Annotated in this window: 16 protein-coding genes, 3 pseudogenes and 1 riboswitch; of the genes and pseudogenes, 11 read left to right on the forward strand and 8 right to left on the reverse strand. The window is 67.3% G+C overall.

Features of this window, described 5'->3' with window-relative positions; all coding sequences use genetic code 11:
* Positions 1 to 11: 11 nt before the first annotated feature.
* Positions 12 to 3,614, reverse strand: coding sequence for a hybrid sensor histidine kinase/response regulator (locus ACZK2V_RS17335; protein ID WP_486322621.1), 3,603 nt, complete (start codon positions 3,612 to 3,614; stop codon positions 12 to 14).
* 164 nt (positions 3,615 to 3,778) lie between these two features.
* Between ACZK2V_RS17335 and ACZK2V_RS17340 the strand changes: the two are divergent.
* From ACZK2V_RS17340 to ACZK2V_RS17350, 3 genes and pseudogenes are all read left to right on the forward strand, one after another.
* Positions 3,779 to 4,409: pseudogene (locus tag ACZK2V_RS17340) on the forward strand (YceI family protein).
* Positions 4,410 to 4,419: 10 nt separating this feature from the next.
* The gene (locus ACZK2V_RS17345) at positions 4,420 to 4,992 is read left to right on the forward strand and encodes a cytochrome b (protein WP_486322622.1); all 573 of its coding nucleotides are present in this window, start codon (positions 4,420 to 4,422) and stop codon (positions 4,990 to 4,992) included.
* Positions 4,993 to 4,995: 3 nt separating this feature from the next.
* Positions 4,996 to 5,568, forward strand: coding sequence for a YceI family protein (locus ACZK2V_RS17350; RefSeq protein ID WP_049420950.1), 573 nt, complete (start codon positions 4,996 to 4,998; stop codon positions 5,566 to 5,568).
* A 99-nt stretch (positions 5,569 to 5,667) separates the two neighbouring features.
* Here ACZK2V_RS17350 and ACZK2V_RS17355 read toward each other — a convergent pair whose 3' ends face one another.
* A complete protein-coding gene (locus tag ACZK2V_RS17355; protein ID WP_049420967.1) occupies positions 5,668 to 5,898 on the reverse strand; it encodes a glutaredoxin family protein in 231 nt (76 codons plus the stop codon).
* A 100-nt stretch (positions 5,899 to 5,998) separates the two neighbouring features.
* Here ACZK2V_RS17355 and ACZK2V_RS17360 point away from each other — a divergent pair, with 100 nt between their 5' ends.
* Both ACZK2V_RS17360 and ACZK2V_RS17365 read left to right on the forward strand, forming a co-directional pair.
* Positions 5,999 to 7,381 carry an L-serine ammonia-lyase gene (locus ACZK2V_RS17360; protein ID WP_024956918.1) on the forward strand — a complete coding sequence of 461 codons (1,383 nt, stop codon included), beginning with the start codon at positions 5,999 to 6,001 and terminating at the stop codon, positions 7,379 to 7,381.
* Between the two features lie 122 nt (positions 7,382 to 7,503).
* Positions 7,504 to 8,499 carry an alpha/beta fold hydrolase gene (locus ACZK2V_RS17365; RefSeq protein ID WP_486322623.1) on the forward strand — a complete coding sequence of 332 codons (996 nt, stop codon included), beginning with the start codon at positions 7,504 to 7,506 and terminating at the stop codon, positions 8,497 to 8,499.
* Between the two features lie 48 nt (positions 8,500 to 8,547).
* On the opposite strand, the gene ACZK2V_RS17370 is transcribed toward ACZK2V_RS17365, so the two are convergent.
* From ACZK2V_RS17370 to metX, 3 genes and pseudogenes are all read right to left on the reverse strand, one after another.
* Positions 8,548 to 9,585, reverse strand: coding sequence for a homoserine dehydrogenase family protein (locus ACZK2V_RS17370; protein ID WP_486323335.1), 1,038 nt, complete (start codon positions 9,583 to 9,585; stop codon positions 8,548 to 8,550).
* Positions 9,586 to 9,609: 24 nt separating this feature from the next.
* A pseudogene (locus ACZK2V_RS17375) lies at positions 9,610 to 10,843 on the reverse strand (O-succinylhomoserine (thiol)-lyase).
* Positions 10,840 to 11,869: pseudogene (gene metX, locus ACZK2V_RS17380) on the reverse strand (homoserine O-succinyltransferase MetX). The pseudogenes ACZK2V_RS17375 and metX overlap by 4 nt, the downstream one beginning before the upstream one ends.
* A 77-nt stretch (positions 11,870 to 11,946) precedes the next feature.
* Positions 11,947 to 12,065, reverse strand: a riboswitch (SAM riboswitch).
* A 149-nt stretch (positions 12,066 to 12,214) separates the two neighbouring features.
* On the opposite strand from metX, the gene ACZK2V_RS17385 reads away from it, so the two are divergent.
* The 4 genes from ACZK2V_RS17385 to ACZK2V_RS17400 all read left to right on the forward strand — a co-directional run bounded on the left by ACZK2V_RS17385 (position 12,215) and on the right by ACZK2V_RS17400 (position 17,689).
* On the forward strand, positions 12,215 to 13,108 hold the full coding sequence (locus ACZK2V_RS17385; RefSeq protein WP_486322624.1) for a M23 family metallopeptidase: 894 nt from the start codon (positions 12,215 to 12,217) through the stop codon (positions 13,106 to 13,108).
* A gap of 66 nt (positions 13,109 to 13,174) precedes the next feature.
* A complete protein-coding gene (locus tag ACZK2V_RS17390) occupies positions 13,175 to 14,779 on the forward strand; it encodes a peptide chain release factor 3 (protein ID WP_014038155.1) in 1,605 nt (534 codons plus the stop codon).
* 214 nt (positions 14,780 to 14,993) lie between these two features.
* A complete protein-coding gene (gene trhA, locus ACZK2V_RS17395; RefSeq protein WP_049420955.1) occupies positions 14,994 to 15,632 on the forward strand; it encodes a PAQR family membrane homeostasis protein TrhA in 639 nt (212 codons plus the stop codon).
* Positions 15,633 to 15,715: 83 nt separating this feature from the next.
* Complete coding sequence (locus ACZK2V_RS17400) at positions 15,716 to 17,689, forward strand: AsmA family protein (RefSeq protein ID WP_329811040.1); 1,974 nt, start codon at positions 15,716 to 15,718, stop codon at positions 17,687 to 17,689.
* A 566-nt stretch (positions 17,690 to 18,255) separates the two neighbouring features.
* Here the strand turns inward: ACZK2V_RS17400 and ACZK2V_RS17405 are convergent.
* From ACZK2V_RS17405 to mtgA, 3 genes are read right to left on the reverse strand one after another with little or no spacing between them, the layout of a single operon-like run.
* Positions 18,256 to 18,687 (reverse strand): CBS domain-containing protein, encoded by a 432-nt coding sequence (locus ACZK2V_RS17405; protein ID WP_019336409.1) that lies wholly within the window; start codon positions 18,685 to 18,687, stop codon positions 18,256 to 18,258.
* Positions 18,647 to 19,666, reverse strand: a complete 1,020-nt coding sequence (locus ACZK2V_RS17410) for a glycosyltransferase family 2 protein (RefSeq protein ID WP_049401430.1) — start codon at positions 19,664 to 19,666, stop codon at positions 18,647 to 18,649. Before ACZK2V_RS17410 ends, ACZK2V_RS17405 begins: the two co-directional genes overlap by 41 nt.
* Positions 19,667 to 19,723: 57 nt before the next feature.
* Positions 19,724 to 20,473, reverse strand: coding sequence for a monofunctional biosynthetic peptidoglycan transglycosylase (gene mtgA, locus ACZK2V_RS17415; RefSeq protein ID WP_032130069.1), 750 nt, complete (start codon positions 20,471 to 20,473; stop codon positions 19,724 to 19,726).
* Between the two features lie 77 nt (positions 20,474 to 20,550).
* Here mtgA and hslO point away from each other — a divergent pair, with 77 nt between their 5' ends.
* Positions 20,551 to 21,444, forward strand: a complete 894-nt coding sequence (gene hslO / locus ACZK2V_RS17420; protein WP_486322625.1) for an Hsp33 family molecular chaperone HslO — start codon at positions 20,551 to 20,553, stop codon at positions 21,442 to 21,444.
* Between the two features lie 117 nt (positions 21,445 to 21,561).
* A complete protein-coding gene (locus ACZK2V_RS17425; protein ID WP_049420960.1) occupies positions 21,562 to 22,410 on the forward strand; it encodes an XOO1806 family protein in 849 nt (282 codons plus the stop codon).
* Positions 22,411 to 22,608 lie beyond the last annotated feature (198 nt).

Consider the following 22,608-nt stretch of genomic DNA (forward strand, 5'->3'; position numbering starts at 1 on the left):
TGATTCCCGCTCTACGGGCGTCGGCATGGTAAACCGAAAGTCGCGCCGTTCACGCCCGGCGCTGGCGCATTCAAAGGGCGGTTTGTCGTTTTGCGCGCCTGGGCAATGGCAGTCACCAGCATGTCACCGGTCACCGGCTTTCGCAGGAAGCCATCGAACCCGGCCGCCAGGACCTGGGTCTCGGCGTAGGCATCGGAGCGCGCGGTGACCGCCACCAGGGGGAGTTCATAGCCCATGGTACGCAGCTGGCGAGCGATGGCGGTGCCGTCCAGCGCGGGCAGATCGAGATCGAGCAGGCCCACGTCAAAACCATCGGTGGCAATCTCCGAAAGCGCGCCCAGGCCATGCAGCACGTGCACCACGTCGTGGCCACGGCCACGCAGCAGGCCGGCGATGACCTCGGCCACGGTCGCGTCATCTTCCACCAGCAGGATGCGCAGCGGCGGCAGCACCGGCAGCACCGGCGACTCGCCCGGCGCATTGGCGGCCTGCCGGATCCAGGGCAGCGGCAACCACACCCGGAATCGCGCGCCCTTGCCCGGCTGGCTGTCCACTTCGATGCGTCCGTTCATGGCCACGGCCAGCTCCTGGCAGATCGCCAGGCCCAACCCGCTGCCGCCATAGCGCGACGCGGTGCGCGGGCCGTCCGCCTGTTCGAAGCGATGGAACAGCCGGTCCTGCTGCTCGGCGTTGATGCCCGGGCCGGTGTCATGCACTTCGAAGCAGAGTCCGCCACCGTTCTCTTCCAGGCGCACGGCCAGGCCGACGTGCCCGCGCTCGGTGAACTTGATTGCATTGCCCAGCAGGTTGAGCAGGATCTGCCGCACGCGCATCTCGTCGCCGCTGACGCTGATCGGCCCCGGCGGATCGCCCCCACGCTGGAACTCCAGGTTGCGCTGCTTCGCCATCGGCTCCATCAACGCCTGCACCTGGTCCAGCAGGCCAGCCAGATCGAACGGGCGCAGGTCCAGCTCCAGCCGGCCGGCCTCGATGCGGGCCAGATCCAGCGCGTCATTGACCAGCCGCAGCAGGTGGCTGCCAGCCTGCTGGATCGAGCCTGCATAGCTGCGCTGCACCGCATCCAGCGGGGTGGCCAGCAGCAACTCGCTCATGCCGAGCACACCGGTCATCGGCGTGCGCACCTCATGGCCCAGCGTGGCCAGGAACCGGCTCTTGGCCTGGGAGGCCTGCTCTGCCAGTTGCTGCTTGTGCACGGTCAACTGCCATTGCTGGCGGCGGCGCAGGCGCGCACGGATCGACCACACCAGGATAAGCAGCAGCAGCGAGCCGATCAGCAGGTAGCCGAAGATTGCCATGCCGCTGCGCCACCAGGGTGGCAACACCTTCACCTGCAACCGCTGTGAAGGCGTCCACGTGCCACTGGCCGTTGCCGCCTGGACTTCAATGACGTAGCTGCCGGTCGGCAGCCGCGACAACGTGCGCTGGCCGTCACCGCCCTGCTCCACCCAGTTCTGGTCGTAGCCCTGCACCCGGAAGCGGTAACGGTTGCCCTGAGGATTGGCATAGGAAAGCAGTCGCGCATCGATCTGCAGATCACGATCATCCGGCCCCAGCAACAGCGTGCCGGTGGTCGGCAGCGGTTGCCAGCCGCGGGCATCATCACGCCGCACGCGGACCTCGGCGATCACCAGCGACGACGGCGGCAGCACCGCATCGGCAGCATTCACATCGAACACGACCAGGCCGGTCTGGGCCACCGCGAGCACGCGACCATCGGCATTCACCGCCGGCGGCCTGCTGGTGAACTCGGCGTCGGGCAGGCCATCGCGTTCGTTGAACTGCTGCAGGCGGCGCGTCTTCGGGTCCCACCGCAGCAGGCCACGTGGCGTGGTCGCCCACAGGCGGCCGTCTTCGGCCAGCGCCAGTCCGCCCATGCTGACCGAGGGTACGCCAGCACTGCCATCGATGCGCTGGATCAGGCGCAGGCTCATGCCATCCCATTGGTAGCGTTCCAGCGCCCCCTGCCGGGCCAGCCACAGCTGCTGCGGATCCACCCACACCAGATCGTAGATCAGCCCGCGCGAAACGCCCGGCACCGCTTCGAAGCGCCCGGCCTGTTCACGCCAGATCCCCATGTCGCCCATCACCCAGGCCTTGCCCTGGGCATCAAAGCGGATCTGCTCAACAGGTGAATCGGCGGTCTTGCGGAGATCCTCCAGCGGGTAACTACGCAGCACGCGGCCATCGGCGCTGCGCTGCTGCAGGCCCAGGTTCATCACCGACAGCCAGACCGTGCCATCGGGGGCCTGCCGCATCAGATCGATGCGCTGGCGCAGATCGGCTCCCCCATCGATATGCCAATCGTGCAGCGCGCGGGTGGCCGGGTCGTACACGCTGATGCGGCCGGCACGCCCCAGCCACAGGCGCCCGTCCGGCCGCGGCAGCACCGACCACACCGCCCCGCTGCCGATCTCGCGATCGCTGGCCAACAACTTCAGTACTCCCTGCGCGTCCAGCTGGTACACGCCATGCGCTGAGCCGACGTAGTAATTCCGGCCATCACTGGCTGCACTCAGCAGGTACTGGCTGTCCAGCGGCTTGCCGTCAAGCTGGTTCCAGATCGAAAACCGGCGCCAGTCCGGCGGCAGGTAGGCCAAGCCCTGGGTCAGCAGCGCCACCCACAATCCGCCCTCATGGTCCTGCATCAGATCAAGCACACCGCTCTGGGCAGTGAGGAAGCCACTGCCGCGGTCGCCGTCGAGCCGCCGCAGCATGCTGGCATCTCCACGCAACAGGCCATCGGAGGTGCCCGCCCAGTAACCGCCCTGGCGATCGGCCAGCACCAGTGCCGAACGCAGGCGCGCACTGTCGGCCCAGCGCGGACGGCTGACCCGGTCCTGCGCGTCGATACGGTAGAGGCCGTCATTCTGGCTGCCGGCCCAGATCGAGCCATCGGGGTCGCGGCTCAGGCGCAACACACTCAGCGCCCCCAGTTCGCGCGGCGCGACAGCCTCGAATCCAGTCCCGTTCCAGCGCGCAATGCCCGCCTCGGTGCCGATCCACAGTCGCCCCTGCGCGTCGACCAGGCTGCTGTAGATGGTATTGCTGGGCAACCCGCCGGGACGGGCCGGATCATGCTCGAAGAAGCGCAGGCTGCCGTCTTCACCGAAACGGCAGACGCCATGGCCACTGGTGCCGATCCACAGTGCATCCTCGGCGTAGGCCAGCGTCCAGAACTGGCTCATGCAGGGGCCGTTGACCGCATCGAAGGTCTTGAAGCGTTCGCGGTCGGCATCCAGCCGGGCCACGCCCTTGCCATTGATGCCGACCCAGACGCGGTCCAGGGGATCGACCAGCAGGGTCTCGATCTCGTTGCCGGGCAGCGAGCCCGGCTGCTCCGGATCATGTTCCCAGACCCGCAGGTTGCCGCCGTCATAGCGCACCAGGCCGCCATCGGTGGCCGCCCAGATATGGCCCTGGCGGTCTTCGGCCAGCGCCAGCACCATGCGCGAGGGCATGCCTTCAGCTGCACCGAAACGGCGCAGGCGCGGTGTTTCCGCCATGTCGAGGGCCGTGGCCGCCGTGGCGAACGCCATCAGCAGCAGCCCCATTCCCGCGATGCCTCGGCACCACAGGCGCCAACCGCTCGTCATCCTGAACCCCCTGTCCTGTCCCGATTGTCACACAGGGCCGGGTTCATGGCTGCAACAGCCTGTTTCCACCGGTGGACCCACCACGAACTGTTGCAGCCATGCACGCAACGTTGGCAGGGGGCTGTGCGTATGATCGCAACGTCCCCTTCCGGAGCCCGCCATCGATGCGTCCCTGCCTGGCCCTGCTGCCGATGCTGCTCGCCACCGCCCCCGCCTGGGCGGATGCAGACACCTATCGCCTCGATCCAGTGCATACGCGTGTGCTGTTCACCATCGACCACGCGGGTTACTCGCAGGCGATGGGTACGGTCTCCGGCAGTGAGGGCCGCCTGCAGTTCGATCCCGACAACTGGCGCGAGGCCACACTGGATGTCGAGGTCCCCGTGTCGCGATTGGACCTTGGTGATGCCAAATGGAACCAGGCCACGCTGGCCCGCAGCCTGCTCGACGGCGAGCGTTTCCCCAGCGCGCTTCGTCTCCAGCCGGGTCGAACCGATCGATGCCAGGCGCGCCCACGTGATCGGTACCCTGACCCTGCGCGGCGTCAGCCAGGAAGTCACCCTGGACGTGACCCTCAACGCCATCAAGCGCTACCCCCTCCCCCCGTTCCGACGCACCGCCGGTTTTTCCGCCAGCACCACGCTGAGCCGGCGCGCGTTCGGCATCACCGCCTGGCCGGGCGTCATCGGTGATGCAGTACAGCTGAGGATCGAGGCTGAAGCCACCCTCGACCGCAGCGACGCCCCGGGAACTCCCGCTCCCGTTCCGCACTCCGACCCCAAGACGGCCCGCTAGAGGACCTTTCATGACCGCCAAGAACACCCCCGCCGTCTGGGGGAGTGTCAGCCAGATCCTGCATTGGTTGATCGCACTGCTGATCCTCGCCCTGGGCGTGGTCGGCCTGACCATGGGCGAACTGCCCAAGACGCCCAAGTACTTCTGGGTCTACACCGCACACAAGTCGATCGGCATCACCGTACTGGCGCTGGTGCTGTTCCGCCTCGGCTGGCGCCTGTACGCCGGCGCCCCCAAGCCGGTGCCGGGCGTGCCCAGCTGGCAGGAGCGCATCGCCAGCGCCACCCACGTACTGTTGTATGTGCTGATGTTCGCCATCCCGCTGTCGGGCTGGCTGTACGACTCGGCCAGTGGCCTGCGCCCGTTCCGCTGGTTCGGCCTGGTTGATGTGCCCAAGCTGAGTGGCCCGGATCCGCAGGTCGTCGCGGTGTCCCACGCCATCCACGAATACGGCTTCTGGCTGTTGATCGCGGTGGTGCTGGCCCATGCCGGCGCTGCCTTCTACCACCACATGTTCCAGCGCGATGCAACGCTGTCCCGCATGTTGCCGCGCGGCTGGCTCGCCTCCCCTCAGAAGGACTGACCGATGAACCTGAAACTGACCACTCCGGCCGCCGTGGCCGCCGCCCTGGCCGGCATGCTGGCCACCGCCCCGGCGCTCGCCGCGGACTACGCGCAGGCCCCCGGTGCCGGCTCGATCCTGGTGTTCGCCACCAAGTACGACGGCGAAGTGTTCACCGGCAGCTTCCCGGGCTTTGCCACCAAGCTCAGCTTCGACCCGGCCAACCCGGCCGCCGGTTCGCTGGACGTGGTGATTCCGCTGGCCGGTGCCAAGAGCGGCAACAGCGACCGCGACTCGACCCTGCAGACCGCCGACTTCTTCAACGTCGGCAAGTTCGCCACTGCGCGTTACACCGCCAAGGGCTTCCGTGCGGTGGGCAACGACCAGTTCGCCGCCGACGGCACGCTGGAGCTGCGCGGCGTCAGCAAGCCGGTCACCCTCACCTTCACCTGGAAGCCGGGCACCCAGCCGGTGCTGACCGGCAAGGCCACCGTCAAGCGCCTGGACTTCGGCGTCGGCAGCGGTGACTGGGCCGACACCAAGACCATCCCGGACGAAACCGCGATCAGCACGATCGTGAAGTTCAACGCGAAATGATCAACGGGCCGGGGCACCGCCCCGGCCATCATCTCCGGTGGTGCCGGCCGCTGGCCGGCAACCTCACCGATGCGGGCAGGTGCCGGCCAGCGGCCGGCACTACCGATCGACGGCCAGCCACGCCCGAACCGTGGCCGCGTCGAACGGCCAGTCCAGCTCACGGTCGCCGCGCTCGTCGCGCAGCACCGGCACCCGCGCGCCGTAGCGCGATTCCAGCGCTGGCTGGTCATCCAGGAACACCGATTCGAATTCCGGCGCCCTGGCCTTGGCCAGCTCGGCCAGCGCCATGTCGCACAGGTGGCAGTCGTCACGCTGGAACAGAGTCAACACCGGCAGGGTCCCCTTGGTGGAAATGCTGCGCCGCAGCCATTGAAGTGCGGCGTGAACCGCTAGAATAGCGGTCTCTTCCGGTACCCGCAGTACGGCAACCATGGCTGTCAGCACGTTCGACGTTTTCAAGATCGGCATTGGCCCGAGCTCCTCGCACACCGTCGGGCCGATGAAGGCCGCCGAGCGATTCATCCACCGCTGGCTGCTCGACCCGGGCCGCCTGCACGAGGTCGCGCGCATCCGCGCCGATGTCTATGGCTCGCTGGCGCTGACCGGCCGCGGCCATGGTACCGACAAGGCGATCCTGCTCGGCCTGGAAGGGCAGCGGCCGAACCTGATCGACCCGGACATCATCCCGGCCACGCTGGAGCGCATCCGCAGCAGCAAGCGCATCCAGCTGATGGGCCAGCACGAGATCGCCTTCGACGAAAAGCGCGACCTCGGCATGAACAAGCGCCAGAAGCTGCCGTACCACACCAACGGCATGCGCTTCACCGCGTACAACGCCGAGGACGAAGTAATTGCCACCCGCGATTACTACTCGGTCGGTGGCGGCTTCGTGGTCAACCAGGACGACGCGGCCGATGACCGCATCGTGCCCGACGAGACCCCGCTGCCCTACCCGTTCAAGAGCGGCGACGAGCTGCTGGCGCAGACCGCACGCAGCGGCCTGAGCATTGCCCAGTTGATGTTCGAGAACGAGAAGTGCTGGCGCAGCGAAGACGAGATCCGCGCCAACCTGCGCGAGATCTGGAGCGCGATGCAGTCGTGCGTCGCGCGTGGCATCCGCGAGGAAGGCGTGCTGCCGGGTGGCCTGAAGGTCGGCCGTCGTGCACCGGCGCTGTACCGCGAGCTGTCGTCGAAGCCGGAAGCGGCGATGCGCGATCCGCTGACCACGCTGGACTGGGTCAACCTGTACGCACTGGCGGTGAACGAAGAAAACGCCGCCGGTGGTCGCGTGGTGACCGCGCCGACCAACGGTGCAGCCGGCGTGCTGCCCGCCGTGCTGCATTACTTCGACCGTTTCTGCCCCGGCGCCAACGAGCAGCGCGTGTTCGACTTCCTGCTGACCTCGGCGGCGATCGGCATCCTGTACAAGGAAAACGCTTCGATTTCCGGTGCCGAAGTGGGTTGCCAGGGTGAAGTAGGCGTGGCCTGCTCGATGGCGGCCGGCGGCCTGGTCGCGGCGCTGGGCGGCAACCCGAGCCAGATCGAGAATGCTGCGGAAATCGGCATGGAACACAACCTGGGCCTGACCTGCGACCCGATTGGTGGACTGGTGCAGATTCCGTGCATCGAGCGCAATGCGATGGGTGCGGTGAAGGCGATCAATGCCTCGCGCATGGCGATGCGCGGCGACGGCAAGCACAAGGTGTCGCTGGACAAGGTAATCAAGACCATGCGCGATACCGGCCGCGACATGCAGGACAAGTACAAGGAAACCAGCCGCGGTGGCCTGGCGGTGAACGTCATCGAGTGCTGATGGCCGCAGCCAGGCATGGCCTGGCTCTACCCTGCAGCCGGGCATGGGCCCGGCTCAACATCGGACGACGTCGTCACCGCGTTCCGGTTAGGCTCGGGGCTCCCCTGCCCCGGATTGGCCCCATGCGCGTGATCGCTGCTGCCCTGCTTGCCTGCCTGCCGCTGCCTGCCTTGGCCGCGCCCACCTACGGGCCGCGGCTGGAGGGTTTCGACTACGGCTATCCGGTGAAGATCTTCGCACTGGAGTCGCAGCGGCAGCCACTGGAAATGGCCTATCTGGATGTCCTGCCCAAACGCCGCGCCATCGGCGTGGTGGTTCTGCTGCACGGCAAGAATTTCTGCGCAGCCACCTGGCAGCAGACCATCGCGCCGCTGCTGAACGCCGGCTACCGGGTGATCGCCCCGGACCAGGTGGGCTTCTGCAAATCCAGCAAGCCCGAGCGCTACCAGTATTCGTTCGCGCAGCTGGCCGCCAACACCCATGCCCTGCTGCAACAGCTGCAGCTGGGTGATGTACCGGTGCACCTGGTCGGTCATTCGATGGGCGGCATGCTGGCGGTGCGCTACGCGCTGATGTTCCCGCAGGACCTGCGCAGCCTGTCACTGGTCAATCCAATCGGGCTGGAAGACTGGAAGGCGCTGGGTGTTCCCTGGCGCAGCGTGGACACGTGGTACGCCGGCGAAATGAACATCAGCTATGACAGCATCCGCCGCTACCAGCTGGACGTGTACTACGACGGCAAATGGAAGCCGGCGTATGAACCGTGGGCGCGGATGCAGTCGGGCATGTATGAAGGCCCGGGCAAGCAGGTCGTTGCATGGAGCCAGGCACTGGCATCGGACATGGTGTTCAACCAGCCGGTGGTCTACGAACTGAAGAATCTGCAGGTGCCGACCACGTTGTTCATCGGCCAGAAGGACCGCACCGCGATCGGCCGTGACCTGGCGCCGCCTGCGATGAAGGCGACGCTCGGCAATTATCCGGAGCTGGGCAGAGCAGCGGCCGCGGCCATTCCGGGCGCGACGCTGGTCGAGTTCGCCGAACTGGGCCATTCGCCGCAGGTGCAGGACCCGAAGCAGTTCAATGCGGCATTGTTGAAGGCGTTGAGGTCGCGTTGAGATTGCGGGCCCGCCGGGCATGGACCGGCGAGCGCAGCAGCACGGACATCAACCCACGATCCGCAGCACGTCATCCAGCAACGCGGCCGCAGTGACTTCCGCACCCGCGCCCGGCCCCTGGATCAATAACGGCTGGCGGTGATAGCGATCGCTGTGGATGGCCACGCGGTTGTCGGTGCCTGCACCCTGCGCCAAGGGGTGATCGGCCGGCAACTCGCGCAGGCCTACCTGCGCACCCTCGCCATCAACGCGGCCGACGAAACGCAGCACACGACCATTGTCGCGTGCCTGCTGCCAGCGCGCCTGCAGCGGCGCATCCAGCTGCTCAAGCGCAGCCACCGCATCCTCCAGCGGCAGCGCTGCCAGCGCTTCAGGCACCAGTGAATCCACCTGCACCTGCGAAGCATCCAGCGCCAGCCCGCTGCTGCGCGCCAGGATCAGCAGCTTGCGGCGCACGTCCTCGCCGGACAGATCCAGACGCGGGTCCGGTTCGGTATAACCGGCCGCCAGCGCCTCGCGCACCGCCGCCGAGAACGGCGATTGGCCGTCATAGCGATGGAACAGCCACGCCAGCGAGCCGGACAGCACGCCCTCGATAGCGTGGATGTGGTCGCCACCGGCTACCAGCGCGCGCAGGCTGCTCAGCAACGGCAGGCCGGCACCGACGGTGGCGCTATCGCCATAGCGTGCGCCACTGTCTGCGCAGCTCTCGGCGATGGCCGTGGCACGTGCCAGCTGCGCACCGCGGCCCAGCTTGTTGGCGGTGACCACGTGCACGCCACGCGCCAGCCACTGCACGTGACGTGCGGCCACATCTTCGCTGGCAGTGGCATCGACCACCACGTCACCCCGTTCCAGCCCTTCGGCGCTCGCCCATGGCGGTGAGCTGAGACCGTCACGCGGTGCGCGTCGTGCCAGCTCCAGCGGCAACGCCAGATCACGGTCGATCGCCAGTGCGGTGCGCGAATTGGCCAGCCACTGCACGCTGGGCAGTTCCAACCCGCGTGCCTGCAACGCCTGGTAGCGCTGCACGAAGGCAGAGCCCACCGTGCCGGTGCCGAGCAGCGCCAGGCGTCCCACGCCCAGCGCAGGAATGTCAGCGGCGAGCGCTCATGCATCCACCACCTGTTTGCGGCGCGCAGCCGCATCGATCACGGCTTCGGCGCGCTGCAGCGCTGCGCCGAGATCAGCCAGCAGGTCACGCTCGGCCTCGATGCCGACCGACAGGCGCAGCAGGCCTTCGCTGATGCCGGCGGCCGCGCGCTTCAGCGGTCATCGCCGCATGGGTCATGGTGGCCGGGTGCGCGATCAGGCTTTCGACGCCACCCAGCGATTCGGCCAGGGTGAAGCAGCGCAGGCCATCGACGAAGGCACGCACTGCGGCATGCGGATCATCGCCTTCGCAGTCGGCCAGTTCGAACGACAGCATCGCGCCGAAGCCGCTTTGCTGGCGCGCGGCGATGGCGTGGCCCGGGTGATCGGCCAGGCCCGGGTAGTACACCGTGCCGACCGCCGGATGCTGGTCCAGCAGGGCAACGATCGACGCGGTGTTCTCCTGGTGCACCCGCAGGCGCGCATCCAGCGTGCGCAGGCCGCGCAGGGTCAGGAACGCATCGAACGGCGAGCCGGTCAGGCCCAGCGCGTTGCCCCACCACACCAGCTGCTCGTGCAGCGCCGGATCGCGCGCGACCACCGCACCACCGACCACATCGCTGTGGCCATTGATGTACTTGGTGGTGGAATGCAGCACCAGGTCCGCGCCGAACGACAGCGGCTGCTGCAGGGCCGGCGACAGGAAGGTGTTGTCGACTACCACCAGTGCACCGGCCTTGTGCGCGGTCTCGATGACGAAGCGCAGGTCGGTGATGCGCAGCAGCGGGTTGGACGGGGTTTCCACCAGCACCAGCTTCGGCTGCGTGGCCAGCGCCTGCGCCAGTGCGCGCGGATCGGTCAGGTCGGCGGTGACCAGCTCGAAGTGGCCCTTCTTCGCCAGCGCATTGAACAGGCGCCAGCTGCCGCCGTATGCATCATGCGGCACCACCAGGGTGTCGCCCGGCTGCAGCAATGCGTTCAACACCAGGTTGATCGCACCCATGCCGGTGGCGGTGATGACGCCGCCGGCGCCGCCCTCCAGTTCCGCCAGCGCCTCGCCGAGCAGGTCACGGGTCGGGTTGCCACTGCGCGTGTAGTCGTACTGGCGCTTGTTGCCGAAGCCTTCAAAACTGAAGTTCGACGACAGCACGATCGGCGGCGTGACCGCACCATGCGCGGTGTCCCGATCGATGCCGGCACGGACGGCGGCAGTGGTGCGACTACAGGACGGCTCGTTTGCGTGCAGGCTCATGCGGACTCTCCAGAAGTGCGGAAGGCGGTGGCGAGGATCGCGTCGATGCGATCGGTTTCTTTGAGGAAGGCGTCGTGGCCGTAGGGCGAGCGCAGCACGCGCAGACTGCCGCGCGGGCCCAGCCCTTCGACCAGACCGACCAGGTCGGCCAGCGGCACCAGGCGGTCACCCTCCACCGCGACAACTACGGTGGGCGGCAGGATCGCGGTGGGGTCGACGCGGTGCAGGTCGATCGATTCGGACAGGCGCAGGTAAGCAGTCACCGGCGTGCGCGCGACGTACTGCGCACCGGCCGCATCGAGATAGTCTTCGGCGGCCACGCGCACACGGCCATTGATCACTTCCGGCGCGGCATCGAAGCGCTCGCCGAACTCTTCCGGGGTGCGGTAGCTGAGCATGGCGAACTGCCGGGCCAGCGCCAGGCCGTGGTCTTCGCCGCACTGCAGCTGGCCCAACGCGACCGCGCGGCGCTGCAATGCGCGCCAGGCGGCGGCATACGGATGCGGGCGATGCGCGCCACTGGCCAGCACCAGCTGGCGCACGCGTGCACGGTGGCGGATCGCGAACTGCTGGCCGACCAGCGCCCCGTAGGAGTAGCCCACGAACGCCTTCAGCGTGCGGATGCCGAGATGGTCCAGCAGCAGCGCCAGTGCATCGGCCTGGTCGGCGGTATCGATCGGCACATCCAGTGCACCATCGGCGCCGATGAAGTCGAAGGCCAGTACACGCAGCTGCTGCGGATTCAGCGCGCCCGCTGCCGACCAGGTCTTCGGCCCAGCCCTTCTCGCTGAACTGTGCATTGGACGCCACGTGGCGATGGGCGGAAATGCCACCGGCCAGCACCACCACCGGCGCATTGGCCGGGCCGACCCACTCATAGCGCAGGCGCACCGGGCTGGGGCCGGCGTGACGCATCGACAGCACCGCGGCGAACTCACCGCGCTCGGCATGCACGCGGTCTTCGACCGGCACGCTGACGGGGACAAAGGGTTCGGGGCGAATGGCGGTACTGGCGGCGAAGCTCATGGCGGGATCCGGTTGGGGAATCGGCCATCGAGCCTTCGCGGGGCCCGCGTTCGAGATGCACGTGGGGTGCATGGTTCGAACCATCTTTCGGTGGACGCCACGGTCCCCGCAGGATTTGGCACCTACGCAGACGCTTTCGCATCCGCGGGCTGCCCCGGCTTCAAAGGGCCTGTCCCTCTGCCGGTCTCGATGGTGGAGCCACGATGCCAGCCCCTTCCGGCACTGTCAATCCCTTCATGCGGATAAAGCGATGAATATTTTCAACGCGACTATGCGAAGGCGGTCGCGGTCGTCCTGTTCAGGATCGGCTACAGTCCCGGCGGTCCCTACCCACTGGAACCACTGATGCTGCGCCTGCCCCTGACCTGCCTGCTGTTGTCCCTGCTGGTGAGCACGACGGCCAGCGCCGGTGACTGGCGCCAGGGCTGGGGACTGGTGCCCAAGGCCGCCCCGGCCGCTCCGCCCCCCCGTGGCGAGACCGCGCAGAGCGCTGCGCCGATGGCCCAGCTGCGCCTGCAGCCGCTCGGCGGGCACTGGCAGGCCCGGGTCGACAACGCACTGGCCGGTCCGCTGCAGGTCGAACTGCGCGCCGCGCCCGGACGCCCGGTCGAAGGCCTGCCGGTGCAGTCGCTGATCCAGGGCGACAGCAGCCTGGTGGTCGGCCACCTGCCCGCACCGTCCAACGGCCGCACCCTGGACCTGCGCCTGCAGTCGGTGCCCGGCAATCCGGCCGCACAGGCCGAGGATGTCGCCTACCGCCTGCCGTTCGATACGACCCGCCCACGCGTGGACCAGGCGCCACAGGGCCGGTTCAGCCACGATGACGAGGAAAACCGCGATGCGGTCGACTTCGCGCTGCCGGAGGGCACCCTGGTGCTGGCCGCGCGCGAGGGCACGGTGATGCAGATCCAGGATGGCTTCCGTGGCAACGGCCAGGACCGCGAACGTGATGGTGCCCGCGCCAACTTCATCCGCGTGCTGCACAGCGACGGCAGCATGGCCCTGTACGGCCACCTGCAGGCCGGCGGCATGCGTGTGCGTCGCGGCCAGGCGATAGGGGCCGGGCAGCCGATCGGTCTGTCCGGCAACAGCGGCTACAGCAGCGCGCCGCACCTGCACTTCGTGGTGCAGGTCAACCGGGGCATGAACCTGCGCTCGGTGCCGGTGCGCATCTTCGCCGAACAGGGCCAACTGCAGTTCGCCCGCCAGGGCGAGGCCGAGGGCGGCACCGGGCGCTGACCGCCCCCGGCCGGTATAATCGGGCGCTTATCTCTTTGAAAAGCGCCCCGGGCGGGCGCCACTGCCATGTCCGAAGTCGCCAACGAAGCGTCGCGTCGCCGCACCTTCGCCATCATTTCCCATCCTGACGCCGGCAAGACCACGCTGACCGAAAAGCTGCTGCTGTTCGGAGGCGCGATCCAGATGGCCGGTTCGGTCAAGGGCCGCAAGGCCGCCCGCCACGCCACCTCCGACTGGATGGCGCTGGAAAAGGAGCGCGGCATCTCCGTCACCTCCTCGGTGATGCAGTTCCCGTACGAAGGCAAGATCGTCAACCTGCTCGACACCCCCGGCCACGCCGACTTCGGCGAGGACACCTACCGCGTGCTGACCGCGGTGGACTCGGCGCTGATGGTGATCGACGTGGCCAAGGGCGTGGAAGAGCGCACCATCAAGCTGATGGAAGTCTGCCGCCTGCGCGACACCCCGATCATGACCTTCATCAACAAGCTCGACCGCGAGGGCAAGGACCCGATCGAGCTGCTGGATGAAGTGGAAACCGTGCTGGGCATCCAGTGCGCGCCGGTGACCTGGCCGATCGGCATGGGCCAGCGCCTGAAGGGCGTGGTCCACCTGCTGACCGGCGAAGTGCACCTGTACGAACCGGGCCGCAACTTCACCCGCCAGGACTCGACCATCTTCCCGTCCATCGATGCGCCCGGCCTGGCCGAGAAGATCGGTGCACAGATGCTGGCCGACCTGCGCGACGAACTGGAACTGGTGCAGGGCGCCAGCCATCCGTTCGACCTGGACGCCTACCGCGCGGGCAAGCAGACCCCGGTGTTCTTCGGCTCCGGCGTGAACAACTTCGGTGTGCAGCCGCTGCTGGACTTCTTCGTCGAACATGCCCCGTCGCCGCAGGCGCGTTCCACCACCGGCCGCGAGATCGCCCCGGAAGAGAACAAGCTGACCGGCTTCGTGTTCAAGATCCAGGCCAACATGGACCCGCAGCACCGTGACCGCGTGGCGTTCATGCGGGTCTGCTCGGGCCGCTTCAGCGCCGGCATGAAGACCTTCCACGTGCGCACCGGCAAGGAAATGAAGCTGGCCAACGCGCTGACCTTCATGGCCAGCGACCGCGAGATCGCCGCCGAGGCGTGGCCGGGCGATGTGATCGGCATCCACAACCACGGCACCATTTCCATCGGCGATACCTTCACCGAAGGCGAAGCAGTCACCTTCACCGGCATCCCCAACTTCGCCCCGGAACTGTTCCGCCGCGCCCGCCTGCGCGATCCGCTCAAGCTCAAGCAGCTGCAGAAGGGCTTGGCCCAGCTGTCCGAGGAAGGTGCGACCCAGTTCTTCCGCCCGCTGACCAGCAACGACCTGATCCTGGGTGCGGTCGGCGTGCTGCAGTTCGACGTGGCCGCCTACCGCCTGAAGGACGAGTACGGCGTGGAAGCCACCTTCGAGCCGGTCAGCGTGACCACTGCGCGTTGGGTCCACTGCAGCAACGAGAAGAAGCTGGAAGAGTTCCGCGAGAAGAATGCGCTGAACCTGGCGCTGGATGCAGCCGGCCACCTGGTCTACCTGGCACCGACCCGGGTCAACCTGCAGCTGGCCCAGGAACGCTCGCCGGACGTGCGCTTCTCGGCCACCCGCGAAGCGGCGCATACGGTTTCGGTGGGCTGATGCCAGCGGGTCGGATCCCTTTCCGCAGGGAAAGGGCTCTGCCCCCGGCCGTCGCGGGTGGTTCATCCACGCATGGCGTGGATCTACCGCTCACGGATTCATCGGCGCAACGCAGGGATTCACCCACCATACGGTGACGGGCGTGCACACGGCGGCCATCGCGGCGATGATAAGGGGACGCGGGTCCCCCTCCCCGTGAACGATGCCCATGCCCATGTCCACGACGTCCATTGCTTCGATCCGTGAAGAAATCGCCAGCGCCCTGACCCATGGCTTGGGCGCGGTATTCGCCTTGGCCGCCAGCGCGGTGTTGATCACCCTGGCTGCGATCTATGGCGACGGCTGGCAGTTGGCCAGCGCGATCGTGTTCGGTATCGCGCTGTTGCTGCTGTATACCGCCTCCACCCTGTATCACGCCATCCAGCATCCGGTCGCCAAGGGCCGCTTGAAGGTGTTCGACCACTGCGCGATCTATGTGCTGATCGCGGGCACCTATACCCCGTTCACCCTGATCGGCCTGCGCGGCCCGTGGGGCTGGGGCCTGTTCACCGCGATCTGGGCGCTGGCGCTGGGCGGCGTGGTGTTCAAGCTGTTCTACACCGGCCGCTTCAAGGTGCTCTCAACGGTGATCTACATCGCCATGGGCTGGTTGGTGATCGTGGCGATCAAGCCGATGTGGGCTTCGATCGACGGCGGCACCCTCACCTGGCTGTTCGCCGGCGGCCTGTCGTACACGCTGGGGACCTACTTCTACCATCGTGAATCGATCCCGTACTCGCACGCGATCTGGCACCTGTTCGTGATCGGTGGCAGCGTCTGCCACTTCGTCGCGGTCACCATGCAGGTGCTGTAAACCAGCGTTCGAACGCGGCGTGTGCACACCACGCACATGGACGCTTCGCGCCCTGTCCACGAAGAGGGGGCAACCATGGCGGCGTGAATGCTGCCACCTCCCCTGCCACAAAGCGCACGACCCGCTGGCGCCTCCGCCGCCCCGGCCCACGAGGCCGGCGCTGGCTCACGATCCTGATCTTCCTGCTGGCGGCACTCCTGCTGTTGATCGCGCTGTGGGACTGGAACTGGTTCAAGGGGCCGGTTGAGCGTGCGGTGCAGGCACGCACCGGCCGTGCGCTGCACATCGGGAACCTTGATGTCGACCTCGGCCGCACCAGTACGATCCGTGCCGATGCGATCACCTTCGCCAATGCAAGCTGGGCGAAGCAACCCGATATGGCCACCGCAGACCGCGTCGAGATCGACGTGCGGGTGTGGCCGCTGCTGCGCGGCAGCGTGCAGCTGCCCGAAGTACGCCTGACCCGGCCGGACGTGCTGCTGGAAACAGCGCCGCGCAAGGGCGACCCGGGCAATTGGGATTTCCTCGGTGGCAGCGCCGGTGGGACCAGCCCGCAGCTCAAACGGTTGCGCATCGATGACGGTCGCCTGCAGTTCCTCGACGCGCTCGGCCGTACCGATATCCGCGTGGACGTGCGCAGCGGCCAGCCGAAACAGGCCGATGCAGCGCCACCGCTGCTGGTACAGGGCAAGGGACACTGGCAGGGCAATCCGTTCACCCTGCGTGGCGGCACGGAATCACCGCTGGAGCTGACCGACAGCGACCATCCGTTCCGCATCCATCTCGATGGCCGAGCAGGCGCCACCCACGCGGTAGCCAGTGGCACGCTGACCAATCCCTTCCAGCTGCGCGTGTTCGATCTGCAGTTTGCGCTCAGCGGCCAGGACCTCGCCGACCTCTATCCGCTGCTCGGCATTGCCATTCCGCCGTCGCCACCCTATGCGTTGAACGGCCGGCTCAAGCGTGACCACAACGTCTGGCGCTACGACGCCTTCACCGGCAAGGTCGGCGACAGCGACCTCGGTGGCAATCTGCAGTTCGAAGTGGGCGGTGCGCGGCCGCGGCTGACCGCCACGCTGGAATCCAAGCGCCTGGACTTCGATGACCTTGCCGGCTTCGTCGGTGCCCCACCGAAAACCGGCGGCGGCGAAACCGCCAACGCCGAACAGAAGGCCGAGGCCGCACGGGTTGCCGCCCGCGCACGCGTGCTGCCCGACACGCCCTACAACCTCGGCAAGCTGCGCGCGATGGATGCCGACGTGCGCTGGAAGGCCCACCGCATCAACGCGCCATCACTGCCGCTGGACGACATGGACGCGCACCTGTTGCTGGATGACGGCGTACTGCGGCTGGACCCGCTGAACTTCGGCGTGGCCGGAGGCGATATCCGCAGCACGATCCGCATGGACGCGCGCCGTCCGCAGATCAGCACCGCCCTGAAGGCCAGTGTGCGCGGCGTGCAGCTCGGCCAGCTGTTTCCGGACGCGAAACTGGCCGAGCAGGCCAAGGGCGGCATCGGCGGCGAGGTGGACCTGAGCGGCCGCGGCAACTCGATCGCCGCAATGCTCGGCAGCAGCGACGGCAAGGTCGGCCTGGCGATGGGCCGCGGCCATGTCGGCAACCTGGTGATGGAACTGGCAGGGCTGGACATCACCGAATCACTGAAATTCCTGGTGACCGGCGACAAACAGATTCCCCTGCGCTGCGCCTTCGCCGACTTCGGCGTGCGCGACGGCCTGATGACCAGCCAGGCGCTGGCGGTGGACACCACCGATACGATCCTCATCGGCGAAGGCACGGTCAGCCTGCGCGACGAGACCCTGGACCTGCTGCTGAAACCGCGCCCGAAGGACAAGAGCATCCTGGTACTGCGCTCTCCACTGCACATCAGTGGCACGTTCAAGGACCCGTCGTTCCGCCCGGACTTCAAGGCGTTGGGGATTCGTGGCGCGGTAGCCCTGGCGCTGGGCAGCATCGCGCCGCCAGCGGCATTGCTGGCGACCATCGAACTGGGGCCGGGGAAGGATGCCGACTGCGGGGGGCAGTATGCGAAGTAGGGTTACAGCGTTGTTCGCGGCGCCTCTTTTCCCGCGCGTAGAGCCGGAGCAAGGCGACAGGCAGGACACGCCGTAAATACGTCCCTGTAGGCTCGGTCGGCGCATCCATGCGCCTCACGGTCCTGCCTGCCGCCTTGCTCCGGCTCCGGACAGGTTCCTGCGCGCGCGGAACGAGAGCGAAATTCAAAGTCAAAAGAAGAAAGCAAAGTCAAAAGCTGTTGCCAACCAAGGTTGGCAGCTACCAAAGGCGAGCCACCGCGCATGTATGCACCGCGCTCGCAGGAACGTGTCCAAGGGCGGAGGGCATGGGCGTGCAGGACCGTTGGCGCCATGGATGGCGCCATCGAGCCCCCCATGGGTGAGGACGCTTTGCTTGCGAAGCACTGCTTCGCAAGCGCCCGAACGCACAGCCGCCAGCGGCTGGGCCGGACCGCGGAGCGGGGTTTACGGCGTGTCCTGCACGCCCATGCCCTCAGCCTCCCGGCGTACCAGGAAGGCGCTGCCCTCAGCTCTGGCTCTGGCTTCGAAAAGCGGGCCGGCGGGCCGCAGGCCCGCCAGCGAACAACTCACCCCGCCACGATGTACTGCTGCAGCTGATCCAGCTCGCGCCGCTGCGCATCGATCACCGACTTCACCAGGTCGCCGATGGAAATCACCCCCAGCACCTGTGCGCCCTCCACCACCGGCAGGTGGCGGATGCGGTAGTCGGTCACCAGCTGCAGGCAGTGCTCCACCTGCTCGCCCGGCGAGACCGTCACCACCTTCGCCGTCATGATCTCGGCCACCGCCGTATCCCGCGACGAACGATCACGCAGCACGATCTTGCGCGCGTAATCGCGCTCCGAAAGGATCCCGACCAGCCGCGGACCATCCATCACCAGCACCGCGCCAATGCCCTTTTCCGCCATCAACCGGATCGCATCGATCACCGCCGCATCCGGCGCGACCGCATGTACTTCAGGAGACTTGCCGTCCAACAGTTGCCGTACCGTGGTCATCTGCCTGCCCTCCGAGGGTGGGTTGCAGGGCCGAGTCTGCCACGGCGGATGCTAGCCAGGCGTCAACCAGGTACAACGGGCGCTGCTTGGATTCCTCGTACAGCCGTCCCAGGTACTCGCCGATCAGGCCCAGCGCGATCAACTGCACCCCGCCCAGGAACAGGATCACCGCCATCATCGTCGGCCAACCCGCCACCCGGTCACCGTACAGGGCCGCCTTGGCAATCACCCACACGCCGAATACGAAAGCCACCGCCGCCGTTGCCAGGCCCATGTAGGTCGCCGCCCGCAGGGGAACGGTCGAGAACCCGGTGATGCCCTCCAGCGCGAAGTTCCACAGCCGCCACAGGCTGAACTTGCTGGAGCCGGCCACCCGCGCGTGACGGTGGTAGGGCACGGCGATCCGCTTGAATCCGACCCAGCTGAAAAGGCCCTTCATGAAGCGGTGGCGTTCACGCATCTCGCGCAGCGCACTCAGCGCGCGTGGCGACAACAGGCGGAAGTCACCGGTGTCGGCAGGGATCGGCGTGCGTGACAGGCGACCGATCACCCGATAGAACGCCGCCGCCGTGGCGCGCTTGATCCAGGCTTCGCCATCGCGGGCCATGCGCGTGCCATAGACGTTGTCATGGCCCTCGCGCCAGCGCGCAACGAACTGCGGTACCAGTTCCGGCGGGTCCTGGCCATCGGCATCCAGGATCATCGCCGCGCCGTCGCGCACCAGGTCCAGGCCGGCAGTCAGCGCAGCCTCCTTGCCGAAATTGCGCGACAGCTTCAACGCCGATACGCGCGCGTCGTCCTGCGCCAATCCTGCGATCACCTGCCAGGTACCATCGTGGCTGCCATCGTCCACATACAGGATGTGGCCATCGATGTCGGGCATTCCGTCCAGCACCGCACACAGGCGGGGATGCAGGCACGGCAGCGCCTGCTCCTCGTTGTAGGCGGCGATGACGAAAGTAAGGCGTTCGCGGTTCATGCCCGGATTGTACGTTGCCTGCAGGTGCATGGCCTGCCGCCCCGAGGGCAGGTGTCCTCAGTCTTCCGACAGGTAAGCCGCGCCGCCCAGCTGCCGTGCCTGGCGCTGGATCCATGCCGCGCGCCGCTGCACGTACGGCCCTGGCTTAGCCGCGTTGTAGCGCCGCGGTGCCGGCAACACCGCCGCCAGCCGTGCACTCTCGGCCGGACTCAACCGGGACGCATCCTTGCCCCAGAACGTCTGCGCCGCCGCCTGCGCGCCATAGACGCCGTCGCCGAACTCGGCGATGTTGGCGTACATCTCCAGGATCCGTTCCTTCGGCCACAGTGCTTCGATCAGCACCGTGTACCAGACTTCCAGGCCTTTGCGGATCCAGCTGCGGCCCTGCCAGAGGAACAGATTCTTGGCGACCTGCTGGCTGATCGTGCTGGCCCCCCGCAGGCGTCCGCCCTTGGCGTTGTGGTCGCGGGCCTTCTCGATGGCCTGCAGGTCGAAGCCATTGTGGTCGGGGAAGCGCTGGTCCTCCGCGGCCACCAGCGAGATCGGCAGGCTCGCTGCCATCTGGTCCAGGTCGCGCCACTGGTAATGCAGGCGATAGGACCAGTCGGCCTCCCCCAATGCCTCGCCATAGCGCCACAGCATGACCGTGGATACCGGCGGGTCGATGAACCGCAGCACCAGTACCTGCAGGCAGCTGAAAGCGGCCAGCAGCAGCGGCAGCCAGAGCAGCCGTTTCCAGCGCCAGCGCCTACGGCGCGGGACTTCCGCGATGGCCTCCACCTTGTGCTGCTCTCCCCCTGCCCCCATTACTGGTGCATCCTTCTTCTATCCGGTTGTCGGCGCATTATCCGGCAACCGCCCTCGTTTACGCGCGATGTGAGCCGATGACCGCCAACCCCGATTCCCTGATCCGCTTCCTGCTTCCCGACGCTGGCGTCCGTGGCGTCCACGTGCGCCTGCAGGCTACCTGGCAGGAGATCCTGTCCCACGCCGAGTACCCGGATACCGCCGCCGAACTGCTCGGCGAGGCCTGCGTGGCCTCGGCGCTGTTCACCGGCCACACCAAGATCGATGGCCGCCTCTCGATCCAGCTGCGCAGCAGCACCGCGCTGCGCACCCTGTTTGCCGAGTGCACCGCCGCCGGTACCCTGCGCGGCATCGCCCAGCTCAGCGAGGGCGCCGATGCGCCGCGCGACCTGTCCAGCCTGGGTGATGACGCCGTGCTCGCGATCACCATCGAGAACCCGGGCCTGGACCCGCGCGAGCCGCAGCGCTACCAGAGCCTGGTCGCGCTGACCGCACCGGAGCTGGACGAGGCCTTCGAGGACTACTTCCGCCAGTCCGAACAGCTGCCGACCCGCCTGCTGCTGGCCGCCGACCGCAACGGCGCCGCCGGCCTGCTGCTGCAGAAGCTGCCGGGCGACGAGGGTGACGAGGACGGCTGGGCGCGTGCCAGCGCCCTGTTCGAGACCCTGGGCAAAGCCGAGCTGCTGGCGACCCCGGCCGAGCAGCTGCTGCACCGCCTGTTCCACGAAGAGAAGCCGGAACTGATGGGCGGCAAGCCGCTGTCCTTCGCCTGCTCCTGTTCCCGCGAGCGGGTCGCGTCGATGCTGCAGTCGCTGGGCGAGGACGAGGCCCGTGCCGCAGCCGCAGACACCGGCGCCGTCGAGGTCCGTTGCGAATTCTGCGGGCGGGAGTATCACTTTCCTTTGACGGAGTTCGGCATACTGTTCCACGGTGCCGAGGGGACTGTACCGGCGCCTGAACGGCTTCAGTAAACGGCTTGTCTTGCATCTGGGGGGGATCAAGGCTTGTTAAGAATTCATAAACACCCTAGGATCAAGTTCCCGTCTCCGCGGGAACTTCCGTTGTCCGTCCCTGTCTGAACTGGTCCGATGCGTACCTTCCTGCGTCTACCGCTGGCCCTGCTGATCGCCCTTGGCGCGATCACGGGCGTGCACGCGCAGAGCAAGGACACCCGGACCGTGCTGCCGGTATGGAACAAGGGCAGCGGCAAGGTCGAGGCCCTGCTGTACCTGGAGCCCACCGGTGAACAGGCCGCCGGCGCCCGCTGGCACTTCGGCCGCAACTCGCTGGATGCAGCCTTCGGCCTGTCCTCCGGCGATTCGCTGGGCCTGCTCTGCAACAGCAGCAGCGGGACCAGCATGAGCGGCCTGGCCAGTCACTGCATGCTGGCCAGCCTGGGTGACGACGACGACCTCAACAGCCGCCGCTTCACCGGTACCGCCGCGCTGAACCGCGGCAGCAGCCGTCTCGGCATCACCGCCGGCACCGGTCGTGAAACACTTCCGGCGTGGCTGTCCGGCCCGAACAAGACACCCTCGCTGCGTGCCGAGCAGAACGATCTGACCGTATTCGCGCAGAAGAACATCGGCCGCGAGGGTTTTGTCTCGATCGCCGGTACCTACGCCAAGGCCCGCCTGGTACCGCTGGCCGATGCCGCACCGTCCATCGTCGACCGCTGGGACAGCAAGAGCCTGAGCATCGGCGCCGGCTACGGCAACTTCACCGGCAGCATCATCGGCCGCGTGATCGACGTGCCGGGCAAGCCCGGCAAGTGGGAGGGCCTGGGCATCGGCCTGACCTGGCGTACCCCGTGGTCTGGCCAACTTACCGTTGGCGCCGAGAACGTGATCAGCCGCGGCAAGAATCCGTTCTCCCCGCGCAATGAAAGCAATGACGACGGCACCGTGCCGTACGTGCGTTACGAACAGGATCTCTGACCCCACCTCCTGGGTCTTCCTGCAGTGACTTCTCCCGGGCGCCGAAAGGCGCCCGTTGCGTATGCGCGTTCGTGATACACGCAGAGCGCTTTTCGACGAATTGGATACCGCGCAATTCACGTCGACATACTGTGATACACATCAACGGAAACTTTTTTCGTCACTTTGCGCTAACAAACGAGACAGAGTGATGTCACC

This window comes from Stenotrophomonas sp. 93052_Sma (assembly GCF_056481145.1).

Excerpts from the sequence above, each read along its gene's own strand:
- hslO (WP_486322625.1), top strand. The coding sequence starts at position 20,551 with ATGACCGCCAACCCCGATTCCCTGATCCGCTTCCTGCTTCCCGACGCT.
- mtgA (WP_032130069.1), bottom strand. The coding sequence starts at position 20,473 with ATGGGGGCAGGGGGAGAGCAGCACAAGGTGGAGGCCATCGCGGAAGTC.
- ACZK2V_RS17405 (WP_019336409.1), bottom strand. The coding sequence starts at position 18,687 with ATGACCACGGTACGGCAACTGTTGGACGGCAAGTCTCCTGAAGTACAT.
- ACZK2V_RS17385 (WP_486322624.1), top strand. The coding sequence starts at position 12,215 with ATGCTGCGCCTGCCCCTGACCTGCCTGCTGTTGTCCCTGCTGGTGAGC.
- ACZK2V_RS17390 (WP_014038155.1), top strand. The coding sequence starts at position 13,175 with ATGTCCGAAGTCGCCAACGAAGCGTCGCGTCGCCGCACCTTCGCCATC.
- ACZK2V_RS17360 (WP_024956918.1), top strand. The coding sequence starts at position 5,999 with ATGGCTGTCAGCACGTTCGACGTTTTCAAGATCGGCATTGGCCCGAGC.
- ACZK2V_RS17350 (WP_049420950.1), top strand. The coding sequence starts at position 4,996 with ATGAACCTGAAACTGACCACTCCGGCCGCCGTGGCCGCCGCCCTGGCC.
- trhA (WP_049420955.1), top strand. The coding sequence starts at position 14,994 with ATGTCCACGACGTCCATTGCTTCGATCCGTGAAGAAATCGCCAGCGCC.
- ACZK2V_RS17410 (WP_049401430.1), bottom strand. The coding sequence starts at position 19,666 with ATGAACCGCGAACGCCTTACTTTCGTCATCGCCGCCTACAACGAGGAG.
- ACZK2V_RS17335 (WP_486322621.1), bottom strand. The coding sequence starts at position 3,614 with ATGACGAGCGGTTGGCGCCTGTGGTGCCGAGGCATCGCGGGAATGGGG.
- ACZK2V_RS17345 (WP_486322622.1), top strand. The coding sequence starts at position 4,420 with ATGACCGCCAAGAACACCCCCGCCGTCTGGGGGAGTGTCAGCCAGATC.
- ACZK2V_RS17425 (WP_049420960.1), top strand. The coding sequence starts at position 21,562 with ATGCGTACCTTCCTGCGTCTACCGCTGGCCCTGCTGATCGCCCTTGGC.
- ACZK2V_RS17365 (WP_486322623.1), top strand. The coding sequence starts at position 7,504 with ATGCGCGTGATCGCTGCTGCCCTGCTTGCCTGCCTGCCGCTGCCTGCC.